The following is a 13112-nucleotide window of genomic DNA, read 5'->3' as shown; positions in this document are numbered from 1 at the left end:
TTATCTTTTATCTATCACTTTGGATAGTGTGTCCCCAATAAATTGAAAAATAAATACAATAACTATCACAAATATGGTACAAGCCAATACGACATCAAAATCACGGCGCTGAAAACCTTTCATGTAGGCTAGATCACCCAGACCTCCAGCACCAATAATTCCTGCCATTGCAGTATAACCAATTAAGGCGATTGCCGTCACCGTTAAGCCAGAGATTAGTGCTGGCATCGATTCAGGTAATAGCACCTTAAAAATAATTGTATGTGTTTTTGCGCCCATTGATTTCGCGGCTTCAATTACTCCTTTATCAACTTCTTTTAATCCAATTTCGACTAATCGGGCATAAAAAGGTGCAGCTCCAATAATTAAGGCAGGCAAGGCTGCTTCCCATCCCCGAATTGTACCTATTATAAAGTCCGTAAAAGGAAATAATAATAAAATCAAAATGATAAATGGTATAGCACGAAATACATTTACAATTAATGCAGTAATAAAGTTTACAAATCGATTTTGCCATAGGTTACCTCTATCTGTTAAAAATAGTAGTAATCCTAAAATGATTCCTAAAATAAGTGTTCCGAGAACTGCAATTGATGTCATATATAATGTTTCTTCTGTGGCTGTTATCATATCTTCCATTCTTACATTTGGAAATAGCTCTTTAAGCATGCTTTAACACCTCAACTTCCACACCAGAGTCCTGAATGTATTGAATTGTGTTTGTTAAAACAGCTTTCTCACCATTGATCTCCACAAATAAAGTACCATATGCCCCTTCTTGAGTTGGAGCAATCGAGCCTTGTAAAATGTTGATTTCTACTTCGAATTTTTTGGCTAATTCGCTGATTAAGGCGCGTCTTGCATGATTTCCGATGAAGTGGAGTTTTACAACTTCGCTATCATCTCGCTCATTAATAAAGCTATATAATTTATCTTTCTCATGCTCTAGCGGGTTTAATTGTTGCACAAACCGCTTCGTTGTTTTTGATTGCGGCTTAACGAAGACATCTAAAACATCTCCCGTCTCGACTACTTTACCATTCTCCATTACGGCAACACGATGGCAAATCTTTTGTATGACATGCATCTCGTGGGTGATTAAAATAATCGTTAATCCCAACTTTTTATTAATTGAGACAAGTAAATCTAATATATCATCGGTTGTTTCCGGATCAAGTGCAGAGGTTGCTTCATCACATAACAACACTTCAGGATCGTTAGCAAGTGCCCTGGCGATACCGACGCGCTGTTTTTGACCGCCACTTAGTTGAGAAGGATAGGCATATTCTTTCCCAGAAAGACCAACTAAATGAATCAATTCTAGTACTTTCTCTTTTCTTTTTGCTTTTGAGACCCCAGCAATTTCTAGTGGAAAAGCAATATTATCAAAAACGGTTCGTGACCAAAGTAAATTAAAATGTTGAAAAATCATCCCGATTTTTTGACGCTTTTTACGTAATTGATGCCCAGGCATCTTGGTTATGTCCTTATCATGAATTACAACAGAACCATCACTTGGTTCTTCTAAACGATTAATTAAACGCACAAAAGTACTTTTTCCAGCACCACTGTAGCCGATAACACCAAATATCTCACCAGGCTCAATATTTAATGAAACATTATCGACTGCCTGCACTTTTTGCTTTTTTGTCTGGTACAGTTTCGATAGATTTTTAATCTGAATCATGATTGCTCACTCCTTCCATTAACACGGTGCAATCCTACTGCAATGCTTGAGTTTTAACAAAGAAGCATAGAATAAACGGACGCAAATTTCCTGATAACTTTCACTTTATTGTGTGTAAATCACAATAAAAAATCCTTTCTGCACAAGAGGACAGAAAGGAAGTTCATTAAATGTCCTCTTATCTTTCAAAGCATTAATTTGCTTTGATGGAATTAGCACCTATCAGCATTGCTGACGGTTGCCGGGTTTCATAGGGCCATTCCCTCCACCTCTCTTGATAAGAGCTAACGTATATAATTCGGTAAAAAACATAATATCACTCTATACAATATTCGTCAATTATTTAAGAAAAAGTAAAAATAATCATAAAATTCTGAAAATATATTTAAGATGAAGGGCAAAAAAATAGAAAATAGAGTGAGATAGTCATTCATAAGTGAGATGAAGAACAAAAAAAGTGAAATCGGAGAGAAACTGTCCTTCATAAGCGAGATGAAGGACAAAAAAAGCGAAATCGGAGAGAAACTGTCCTTCATAAGCGAGATGAAGGACAAAAAAGCGAAATCGGAGAAGAACTGTCCTTCATAGGAGAGATGAAGGACAAAAAAAGTGAAATCGGAGAGAAACTGTCCTTCATAAGCGAGATGAAGGACAAAAAAGCGAAATCGGAGAAGAACTGTCCTTCATAGGAGAGATGAAGAACAAAAAAAGTGAAACCGGAGAGAAAGTGTCCATCATAAGCGAGATGAAGGACAAAAAAGTGAAAACCGAGAAGAACTGTCTTTCATAAGTGAATATAAAGCACAAAAAGAACGAGCCCCAAATGAGAGGCTCGTTCTTTATGCATTAATTTATTAACGATTGCAATGGAGCCGGAATTCTACCGCCACGGTTAATTAATTTATCAGATGTAAAAGGATTGACACCAATAATAGGTGCACGGCCAAGTAGTCCACCGAATTCGACGGTATCTCCCTCTTCTTTACCAATCACAGGGATAACGCGTACCGCTGTTGTTTTTTTATTAATCATTCCGATCGCTGCTTCATCTGCAATGATTGCCGCTAATGTTTCAGGACTAGCTTTTCCTTCTAAGGCAATCATGTCAAGTCCAACCGAGCAGACACACGTCATTGCTTCTAATTTTGATAAGTTTAAGGCGCCATCTTCAATACCTCGAATCATCCCGTTATCTTCACTTACTGGGATAAAGGCACCACTTAAACCACCAACGTAAGAACTTGCCATCGCGCCACCTTTTTTAACAGCATCATTCATAAGAGCTAAGGCAGCGATCGTACCATGTGTTCCGACACGTTCCAATCCGATTTCTTCTAATATCTCTGCTACACTATCATTCATCGCATTGGTAGGGGCAAGCGATAGATCCATAATACCAAAGGGTACATTCAAATGATCAGCTACGACACGACCGATTAATTCACCAGCTCTTGTAATTTTAAATGCTGTTTTTTTGATGACATCTGATACTTCTCCAAGATCTGCATTGGGATATCTTCTCAGGGCGTTTAGTACAACACCAGGTCCACTAACCCCAACACTTAAGACAGCTTCTCCTTCACCTGCACCGTGAAAAGCGCCAGCCATAAACGGATTGTCCTCAACAGGGTTACAAAAGACGACAAGTTTGGCACAGCCAATACTATTATTATTTTTTGTTAATTCTGCTGTCTGATGAATGATGTTGCCCATTTGTTTAACAGCATCCATATTAATCCCTGTGCGTGTTGTAGCAACTGATATCGATGCGCAAACCCTTTCCGTTTGACTTAGTGCTTCAGGTAAAGCATCTAAAAGAATCTGTTCTCCTTTTGAAATGCCTTTATGTACAAGCGCAGAGAAACCACCAATAAAGTCTACATCAAGCGTTTGTGCAGCTTTATCTAATGTTTTTGCAAGTTCAACTGCTTGTTCTTTAGTAGCATTACCTAAAAGGTCAGCAGCAGGAGAGATGGCAATGCGCTTGTTAATGATCGGTACCCCATATTCGGTTGCCACTTGTGTTGCTGTTTTCTGCAAGTCTTTCGCATAACTTGTCACTTTTTGATAGACATTTTCTTTCACTCTTTCAAAATCATGATCCGCACAATCGCGCAAACTAATGCCCATTGTTACGGTGCGAATATCTAAGTGTTCCATTTCCACCATGCGAATGGTTTCTTGAATTTCGGTAAAAGCTATTGGCATCTGTTATCCTCCTATCTTAAACACGGTGCATTGCTTGAAATACATCTTCTAGCTGAATATTAATTTTAAGTCCTAATTCCTTTTCAACTGGTTTAAATTTTTCTTGTAATGCTTCTAAATTACTGGGATCTTTAATATCGATTAACATAATCATTGTAAAAAAGTCCTGTAAAATGGTTTGTCTAATATCTAAAATATTCATTTCATTTTCATATAAAACGGTTGTGACTTTGGCAATAATGCCTACTTGATCTTTTCCAACAACACTGACGACAGCACGTCTTTGCATTTTCTTTCACCTCATTTATTTCATTATTATGGCTATTATAGCACGGAACATACGAAGTTCGCTTTTTTGCTAATTCATCATTTTTCACATAAAATAGAGTGAGACTATGACCAGAGGAGTTTATTATGAAAAAAGACATTCGATTAATTGCATTAGATATGGATGGCACCTTATTAGGTACGGACCATCAAGTTTCCAAAGCAAATAAAGAAGCGATCATAAAGGCACGTGAAAAAGGTGTAGAAGTAATTATTTCTACAGGAAGACATTATCAAACAAGTTCGATCATTGCAAAAGAGTTAGATATACACTACCTCATCACAGTCAACGGCAGTGAGATATGGACGATGACGGGTGATTTGATCGCAAGACAAACGATTGACGCACGAATTATTGAAAAACTTGTCCAATTAAAAGAAGAACATCAAACATGGGCATGGCTTTCCTCGATTGATAACATCTGGCGTGGTGAGGTTCCAGAAGATATATTAGCACATGAATGGTTAAAATTCGGTTTTGATACAAAAGATGCTGCAACAAAAGAAAAAATCATGAACGTGATCGAGAGTTGGGAAGAGGTAGAATTAAGTAACTCAAGTCCAACCAACATTGAAGTGAATGCAGTTGGTGTCAATAAAGCAGCAGCGATTGAGGTTGTCTGTGAACGGTTAGGTATCAACATGTCCCAAGTAATGGCGATGGGCGACAGCCTTAATGATATTAAAATGATTGAGCAAGCTGGTCTAGGGGTTGCGATGGGTAATGCGCAGGAGACCGTTAAGGAGAAGGCTGATTGGCAAACACTCTCCAATGACCAGGACGGTGTAGCAAAAGCAATCGAAGAATGGATATTGTAACTTGCGTAAGCAGAATTTTCAGAAAATGAATGGCTATTACTTGCAGTGATGGTAAGGATATAATAACTTATTAGATGGAGTGAATTTTTCAGATCACTACAGGAATTTATGATTTCATGCTAAAATAGAGGATGGAATCATACATAGTGATAAAAGAAAAGGAGCGAATAAGACAATGGCAAAACAACAATTTGGTGTGATAGGTCTTGCTGTAATGGGTAAAAACCTAGCGTTAAACGTTGAAAGCAGAGGATACTCTTTATCAGTATTTAATAGAACTTATCAAAAGACAGAAGATTTCTTAAATAATGAAGCAAAAGGCAAAAACTTCGTTGGTGCAGAAACGATTGAGGAATTTGTTGAATCATTAGAAAAACCACGTAAAATTATGTTAATGGTACAAGCAGGTCCAGCGACAGATGCAACAATCGCGTCATTAAAACCACTGCTTGATGAAGGAGATATCTTAATTGATGGTGGTAACACGTTCTTTAAAGATACTATCCGTCGTAATGCAGAACTAGATGAATCAGGTATCCACTTCATTGGAACGGGTGTATCTGGTGGGGAAGAAGGAGCACTTAAAGGACCTTCGATCATGCCAGGTGGACAGAAAGAAGCTTATGAAAAAGTAGCACCTATTTTTGAAGCAATTTCTGCAAAAGTAGAAGGAGATCCTTGTGTAACGTACATTGGACCAAATGGTGCAGGACACTATGTGAAAATGGTGCACAATGGTATCGAGTATGGTGATATGCAATTAATCTGTGAAGCATACTTCATTATGAAGAATGTTCTAGGATTAGAAGCAGATGAACTACATGAAGTTTTTAAAGAATGGAATACAGGTGAACTTGACAGTTACCTAATCGAGATCACAACAGATATCTTCAAGAAGAAAGATAAAGAAACTGGTAAACCAATGGTAGATGTTATCCTTGATACTGCAGGTCAAAAAGGTACAGGTAAATGGACAAGCCAAAGCTCACTTGACTTAGGTGTACCATTACCAGTTATCACAGAATCTGTATTCGCACGTTTCATTTCAGCAATGAAAGAAGAACGTGTCGCAGCAAGTAAAGTACTACAAGGGCCGTCTGCACAAGAAAAACCATATGAAGGTGACAAGGATGAGCTTGTCGAAGCAATCCGTAAAGCACTTTATATGAGTAAAATCGTTTCTTATGCACAAGGTTTCGCGCAAATGCGTGCAGCTTCTGAAGAAAATGATTGGAATTTACGTTACGGCGACATTTCCATGATCTTCCGTGGTGGATGTATCATTCGTGCACAGTTCCTACAAAAAATTAAAGAAGCATATGACCGCGATCCAGCTTTAGCGAATCTATTATTAGATCCATATTTCAAAGAGATCGTAGAAAGCTATCAAACGTCATTGCGTAAAGTGCTTTCGATTGCAATGGAACGAGGTATTCCAGTTCCAGGTTTCGCAAGTGCACTAGCTTATTATGACAGCTATCGTACTGAAACGTTACCGGCAAACCTTTTACAAGCACAACGTGACTACTTCGGTGCCCACACGTATCAACGAATTGATAAAGAAGGCGTATTCCACACAGAGTGGTTAGAAGATTAATCATAATGAAAAATCCCACAGTTGCTGTGGGATTTTTTTGTGTTACGGACAAAAGTTTAGAAATAGATAGCTAGTTGTCCATAAGAAAGAATCTTATAGACAACTTTTCGCTTTTGGCCGATTTTTTGTCCGTAAGAATGAACCTTATGGACAAAATTCTAACTATTGTCTAATTTCTGTCCGTAAGAATCGATCTTATGGACAAAAGTCGTGATATAAATAAAAATTGTCCGTAAGATAATTCATTTACCTTCCAATAGTTTTTTCACATGTTTTTTATCTTTGTGGGAAACAAGAATAAATAAAATGTCATTTTCTTTTATAACAGTGGTACCTGTTGGAGTGACTAATTGATTATCTCGAATGATCGCACTGATGGAAGTGTTTTTGGGGAAATCAATATCGATTAATGTTTTCCCGATAATATCTAACTTTTCATTCACCTCATATTCGATCATTTCTGCGTTAGCCTTTCCGATTGAGACAAGTTCCAAGCTATGCATCGGCTCGGTCCTTTTTGGCCCAGATAAATCCAGTTTTTCTGCAAACATAGAAATCGTTGAACCTTGAATGGCGGCAGAGATAAGCACTACGAAAAATACAACATTAAAGAAAAGCTGTCCATTCTCTAACCCAGCAACCAGAGGGAAAGTAGCTAATACGATTGGCACTGCCCCTTTTAATCCGGCCCAAGAGAGAAACAGCCTTTCGTTTAACGAATAGTTGAGCTTTATTGTACTTAGAAAAACGGCAGCAGGTCTCGCTAGTAGAATAAGGATTAAGGAAATAACTAGTCCTTTCCAAATGATATCCCAAGCAAATAAATCACTAGGGAATACTAATAAACCAAGAATAGTAAACATTAATATTTGGGCAATCCAGGCGAATCCTTCATTAAAACGAAAAATCGAGTGGCGATAAGCAATCTCAGAATTGCCTACAAATACCGCTGCTACATAAACAGCTAAAAGTCCACTAGCTTGAGTAAGGTCCGCTAAACTAAAAGTTAATAAGGCCAAGGCTAGAGCAAAAACAGGGTAGAGTCCACTGGAATCTAAATTAATTTTGTTAATCGAATAAACGGCGATCGCACCCATAGCTAAGCCGATCACAACCCCCATCACCATCTGCCAAAAGAAAGAACCGATTAACATTAAATAGGAGGCTTGATCATTTGTGATTAATTCGATAAAGGAAATGGTTAGAATCATTGCCATCGGGTCGTTGGAACCTGATTCTGCTTCCAATGTGGATCCTATTTTAGCTTTAATATTTTGTCCTTTTAATACTGCGAATACAGCGGCTGCATCAGTCGAACCAACGATCGCACCGAATAAAAATCCTTCTAACCAACTAACATCCAATATGAATTTTGCAGAGATTGCAACTATGACTGAGGTTAGGATAACTCCAAGAGTAGCTAGGGATATCGAAGGTCCAATCACAGGGCGGATATCGCTCCATTTTGTCTGAAGGCCACCTTCAAATAAAATGATAACGAGAGCTAGCATCCCAATATGTTGAGCAAGACTATAATCACTAAAGTAAATGAAATTAAGACCATCACTGCCGACTAACATACCTAATCCTATGTATAAGATTAAAACAGGTACGCCTATACGACTGGAAAACTTGGTCGTTAACACCCCTAAAATAAATAAAAGACCTATTAAGAAAATAAAATATTCTGTAAATAATGTATCACCAAACAAGGACATTCTCCTTTCTTATAAATTGATATCAATCTTAATCGAATTGGGCATTTCATTATTCAGTCCAATATAGTGTAATGTTTCGGAAGTAGATGAGTGTCCATAAATATCTCTTATTAATGAAATTGCAATTCCTTGTTTGTAGGCGTGATATCCAAAAGTCTTCCTTAAGGTATGGATGCCAACTTTATCTGTCATCCCTATTTCACGTGCAGCATGGTTAATAATACGATATGCCTGCTGTCTCGTAATTGGCTTACCACTATTTTTTGTTCGAAATAAATAATCTTCTCCATGTAACGAGGAAGTGGATAAATAGTTGTCGATTGCGATATAGACATTCGTGTTTAAGTAGATAGGTGTTGAAACTGAAAGGAATTCCCGAGGTTGTATTCCGTCCCATACTTGATGGACTTTTAATGTAAGTAAGTCATTAATTCGCATACCTGTGTTTATTTCGAGCACAAATAAAAGGTAATCACGAGCGGACTTTTTCTTTAAAAAGGATTTGAATTGATTAATTTGTTCCTTCGTTCTAATTGGATGGACAAACTCCATATATTTCACTCCTGTATGTTACTTAATATCATTTTATCATAAGTTATGTAACATATGAAATGATAAGCAAACAAAAGGAAGCTGGTATAAAAGATCTTTACCATTAAAAAATCCAAACGATTCCCTTCGAAATCGTTCGGATTAATATACGTATTCGGAACTGTTAATACTATCAATGAATTTATATTTTAATATATTTATAGTTCATCAAATAACAAAACACGAGCCGGTGCTGCTTCGGTGCCGACTAATTTTAGTGGGGCAGCCACCATAAAGTATTCACCTGGCTCAATCTCTTTAAGGCGCAATCCCTCAATAATGATAATATCATGACGGAATAAGGTTCTGTGTGTGGGATTTCCTTCTTGAGAACGCTCGATTCCTAATGTATCAATGCCAATCCCTTCAATGTCTAACTCCTTCAAATAATCAGCGCCATCTTCTTTCAAAAAGATAAAATTAAAATCAAAAGAAGGCTTATCGTGATACGAGTTTTTCGTTTTGCACAGGATAAAATCATCTTTTTTTATCGAATGCGCTTCCAAGTCAGAGCGTGTGATACCATCCTTTACATTTTCTAAATCAATTACTTTCACTTTACGTACTAATCTTTCCAAGTGAATCGTTTCAAAAGTATCCGCATCATTAATCATATGGAGGGGGGCGTCAATGTGTGTGCCAGTATGTAAGCCAATATGTGCCGTGGTACTCGTCACATGACCACTCGTGTTCCTATCAAAAACAGGTTTGGCCCCTTCTATATCTTCCCAAACTTGCATGTTAGGATGAACATCCATCGAAATATCATAAAATTTCATGTCAACACTCCTCTTTGTTTATTATAAAAAAGCAATCAATCAACAGAAATATTGATTGATTGCTAATTGACTTAATCTGGTGTTACGTCCCACCATTCGAAGCCATCATTGTGTAATAATTGGTCAGCTTCTTTTGGTCCGTTACTACCTGAAGCATAGTTAGGGAAATCCGCTTTTTTCTGTGACCATGCTTTCGCAATGACATCGGTAAACTTCCATGATAATGCCACTTCGTCCCAATGAGTGAAGTTGGTAGAATCACCACGCATACAATCATGTAAAAGGATTTCATATGCTTCTGGTGTATTCATTTTATCATCTGAGTTATTGTCATAGCTTAACGTGATCGGTGTGGAGGAAGCGTTATAATCCCCTTTCTTGGCGTTTACATGTAAGGTAATCCCTTCATGTGGCTGTACGTGAATTACTAAAAGATTAGACTTTGTCTCATGTTCTTTACCGTAATAAAGGTTCATCGGTAAATCTTTGAATTCTACTACAATTTCTGTTGATTTTTGCTTCATACGTTTTCCGGTACGAAGATAGAATGGTACACCAGCCCAACGGAAATTATCGATCATTAGCTTTGCAGCAACAAAAGTATCTGTATTGGATTCAGGATCTACCCCATTACCATCACGGTATGCTGGAAGTTCTTCGCCATTTACGAGTCCCTTATCATATTGTCCGCGAACAAAGTATTGTCCCACTTCATCTTCATTTAGAACACGTAAGGCACGCAATGCTTTTACTTTCTCACTACGAATTTCCTCAGGTGTTAACTTTATTGGTGGGTCCATTGCGATGAGCGCAAGCATTTGTAACATATGATTTTGCATCATGTCTTTTAATGCGCCTGCACCATCGTAATAGCGACCACGCTCCTCTACACCAAGTACTTCACTTGATGTAATTTGAATATTAGAAATGTATTGATTGTTCCATAGAGGTTCAAATAGAGCATTAGCAAAACGAATCACTTCGATATTTTGAACCATTTCTTTGCCAAGGTAATGATCAATACGGTATATTTGATCTTCGTTAAATGCTTCTCTTATTTGATCATTTAACTCTTTCGCTGATTGATAGTCATGGCCAAATGGTTTCTCGATAACTAAACGAGTCCAACCTTTTGTCGTTGTTAATCCTTCTGATTTTAAGTTTGCTGCAAGGGTACCAAAAAAGTTTGGCGCCATTGAGAAGTAAAAGAGACGATTGCCATCAGTATCATGCTTAACATCTAATTCATTAATTAAATTTTCTAATTTCTCATAATGATCTAGATCCTGAATATCAAATGGGTTGTAATGAAAGTGACTGGCAAATTCATCTGCATCAATATGATCATCATCGAAACTTTCGATCGATTCTTTGACTTTGTCACGGAATATTTCATTTGTCCATGGACGTCTTGCTACACCAATCACTGCGAAATTATCAGATAACTTTCCATTACGATAGAGTCGGTAAATGGAAGGATAAAGTTTTCGATTTGCAAGATCCCCTGTTGCACCAAAAATAACAATAACTGCTTTCGGGTTATTCGTTGTCATTAACTTTAACTACCTTTCTACATGTTTATTTACGAGTTTTTACGGTGTTAACCGTTGTGAGTAGAAGTCTCACTTTATACGCATATGTGTCACGATATGCTATAATCTTGTAACGACGTGTCAAAAAAAATAATGGTACTATGTTATACTACCATGTGTGAAAATGCATTGAAAATATTATACATGATAACATATAAATAGGTGTGTTGACGGAACTGTCATAAATATATACTATCATTTATTGTGAAAATGACAAATGAAATACATGGAATTTTCAAAAAATTCGGGAGGATCTCATGAAAAAATATAGCGGTTTTCTAATTGACTTAGATGGAACGGTCTACAAAGGTACCGAAAAAATAGTTGAAGCGATTGAATTTGTAAAAGAATTAGAACGTAAAGGCTTGCCATATCTTTTTTTAACAAATAATTCAACGAAACACCCTAGTGATGTTTCTCAAAAGTTAGTGGATATGGGAGTTCCGAGTACAACAGAACACGTTTTTACTACAAGTATGGCGACGGCAAGTTATATAAAAGAGCAAAATAAAGAGGCAAAGGTGTATCCAATTGGTGAAGGAGGTCTCCATATGGCATTAGAGGAATGCGGTCTTGAAATCGTAGAAGAAAATGCAGATGTGGTCGTAATGGGATTAGATCGTGACATTACTTATGAAAAGTTAGCGAAGGGTGCATTACATATTCGCTCAGGAGCTTCGTTTGTTGCGACAAATGGCGATGTTGCCCTTCCAACAGAGCGTGGTTTTCTGCCGGGTGCAGGTTCGCTTATTTCGGTTCTGTCCGTAACTACCGGAGTTCAACCAACGTTTATTGGAAAGCCAGAATCAATTATTGTTGAACAAGCACTGGAAGTGTTAGGGACACCAAAAGAAGAAACGTTAATGGTTGGAGATAATTATGCAACAGATATATTAGCAGGAATTAATGCTGGAATTGATTCGTTATTAGTCCACACCGGCGTTACTACGAAAAAGGATTTAAAAGAAATCGAAAAACAGCCTACTTTTGCGATCGATAGTTTAGCGGAATGGACATTTGGTGAATGAAAAATAACAAGACAAATATACAAGGAAAGTTTAAAGTCACACATTATATAAACTGATTTCAGAAATGGTATAATGGATGTAACATATCGAATGTGAGGGATGCATTATGATTTATGATGTGCTCCAAGAAAAAAGTGACATAATATTAAAACTAGCAGATCAACACGGAATCCGAAATGTACGGGTTTTTGGTTCGGTCTCTAAATTAGAAGAGGGACCTTCAAGTGATTTAGATTTATTAGTGGATTTTGATGAAGGAAGAAGTTTGTTTGATTTGATTTGCTTTAAACAAGAAGTTGAAAACATAGTAAAAACCAACGTTGATGTTGTAACCGAAAACTCTATTCATTGGAGTATTAAGGAAGATATTTTAAGTGGAGCCTTTCACCTATGAAAGATGACAAACTTTATTTGAGGCATATTATGTAGTGTTTAACCAATATTGAAACGTATCTTCCTAATGGAAAAGATGACTTTTTCAGCTCAAAATTAATTCAAGATGCAGTGATTCGCAATCTTGAAATCATTGGTGAAGCTACAAAGCGGATATCAAAGGAGTATAGGGAGCACCACTTGGATGTACCTTGGCGGGAGATGGCTGGTCTTAGGGATGTGTTAATTCACAATTACTTTGGTATCGATAATGAGATTGTTTGGAACGTTGTAGAGAAAGAGATGCCAACATTAAAAGAAAAAATTAAAGATTTGCTAGAAAGATCGTAAGAATAAAAATGCTTGGACACTAAAATCCAAGCATTTTCTGTTG

The 13112-nt window shown here is 37.1% G+C and carries 13 protein-coding genes and 1 riboswitch; of the genes, 5 read left to right on the top strand and 8 right to left on the bottom strand.

Annotated features, from left to right (window positions below; genetic code table 11):
• From BN3107_RS02605 to BN3107_RS02590, 4 genes are all read right to left on the bottom strand, one after another.
• A complete protein-coding gene (locus tag BN3107_RS02605) occupies positions 1–669 on the bottom strand; it encodes a methionine ABC transporter permease (RefSeq protein ID WP_058306085.1) in 669 nt (222 codons plus the stop codon).
• Positions 662–1687, bottom strand: a complete 1026-nt coding sequence (locus BN3107_RS02600) for a methionine ABC transporter ATP-binding protein (protein ID WP_058306084.1) — start codon at positions 1685–1687, stop codon at positions 662–664. Before BN3107_RS02600 ends, BN3107_RS02605 begins: the two co-directional genes overlap by 8 nt.
• 175 nt (positions 1688–1862) lie before the next feature.
• Positions 1863–1971, bottom strand: a riboswitch (SAM riboswitch).
• A 562-nt stretch (positions 1972–2533) separates the two neighbouring features.
• Entirely contained in the window at positions 2534–3895 is a 1362-nt protein-coding gene (locus BN3107_RS02595) for a PFL family protein (RefSeq protein WP_058306083.1), read from the bottom strand.
• 16 nt (positions 3896–3911) lie between these two features.
• The gene (locus tag BN3107_RS02590; RefSeq protein WP_058306082.1) at positions 3912–4184 is read right to left on the bottom strand and encodes an ACT domain-containing protein; all 273 of its coding nucleotides are present in this window, start codon (positions 4182–4184) and stop codon (positions 3912–3914) included.
• Positions 4185–4309: 125 nt separating this feature from the next.
• Here BN3107_RS02590 and BN3107_RS02585 point away from each other — a divergent pair, with 125 nt between their 5' ends.
• Together BN3107_RS02585 and gndA are read left to right on the top strand one after the other, a co-directional pair.
• Positions 4310–5041 (top strand): Cof-type HAD-IIB family hydrolase, encoded by a 732-nt coding sequence (locus BN3107_RS02585; protein WP_058306081.1) that lies wholly within the window; start codon positions 4310–4312, stop codon positions 5039–5041.
• 175 nt (positions 5042–5216) lie between these two features.
• Positions 5217–6638 carry an NADP-dependent phosphogluconate dehydrogenase gene (gndA, locus tag BN3107_RS02580; protein WP_058306080.1) on the top strand — a complete coding sequence of 474 codons (1422 nt, stop codon included), beginning with the start codon at positions 5217–5219 and terminating at the stop codon, positions 6636–6638.
• A gap of 242 nt (positions 6639–6880) precedes the next feature.
• Here gndA and BN3107_RS02575 read toward each other — a convergent pair whose 3' ends face one another.
• The 4 genes from BN3107_RS02575 to zwf all read right to left on the bottom strand — a co-directional run bounded on the left by BN3107_RS02575 (position 6881) and on the right by zwf (position 11279).
• Positions 6881–8350, bottom strand: a complete 1470-nt coding sequence (locus tag BN3107_RS02575) for a potassium/proton antiporter (RefSeq protein WP_231735240.1) — start codon at positions 8348–8350, stop codon at positions 6881–6883.
• Between the two features lie 15 nt (positions 8351–8365).
• Positions 8366–8908 (bottom strand): tyrosine-type recombinase/integrase, encoded by a 543-nt coding sequence (locus BN3107_RS02570; protein ID WP_058306078.1) that lies wholly within the window; start codon positions 8906–8908, stop codon positions 8366–8368.
• 197 nt (positions 8909–9105) lie between these two features.
• On the bottom strand, positions 9106–9726 hold the full coding sequence (locus BN3107_RS02565) for a cyclase family protein (RefSeq protein WP_058306077.1): 621 nt from the start codon (positions 9724–9726) through the stop codon (positions 9106–9108).
• 71 nt (positions 9727–9797) lie between these two features.
• Positions 9798–11279, bottom strand: a complete 1482-nt coding sequence (gene zwf, locus BN3107_RS02560) for a glucose-6-phosphate dehydrogenase (RefSeq protein ID WP_058306076.1) — start codon at positions 11277–11279, stop codon at positions 9798–9800.
• A gap of 296 nt (positions 11280–11575) precedes the next feature.
• On the opposite strand from zwf, the gene BN3107_RS02555 reads away from it, so the two are divergent.
• From BN3107_RS02555 to BN3107_RS02545, 3 genes are all read left to right on the top strand, one after another.
• The gene (locus BN3107_RS02555; protein WP_058306075.1) at positions 11576–12346 is read left to right on the top strand and encodes a TIGR01457 family HAD-type hydrolase; all 771 of its coding nucleotides are present in this window, start codon (positions 11576–11578) and stop codon (positions 12344–12346) included.
• Between the two features lie 106 nt (positions 12347–12452).
• Positions 12453–12740, top strand: a complete 288-nt coding sequence (locus BN3107_RS02550; protein WP_058306074.1) for a nucleotidyltransferase family protein — start codon at positions 12453–12455, stop codon at positions 12738–12740.
• 47 nt (positions 12741–12787) lie between these two features.
• Complete coding sequence (locus BN3107_RS02545; RefSeq protein ID WP_197412036.1) at positions 12788–13069, top strand: HepT-like ribonuclease domain-containing protein; 282 nt, start codon at positions 12788–12790, stop codon at positions 13067–13069.
• The last annotated feature ends 43 nt before the right edge of the window (positions 13070–13112 follow it).

The sequence above is a fragment of the Gracilibacillus massiliensis genome (genome assembly GCF_001458115.1).
In the GTDB taxonomy this organism is placed as follows: Bacteria; Bacillota; Bacilli; order Bacillales; family Amphibacillaceae; genus Gracilibacillus; species Gracilibacillus massiliensis.
The sequence above is the reverse complement of the archived record's forward strand: the minus strand, read 5'-3'. Positions and strand labels throughout refer to the sequence as shown.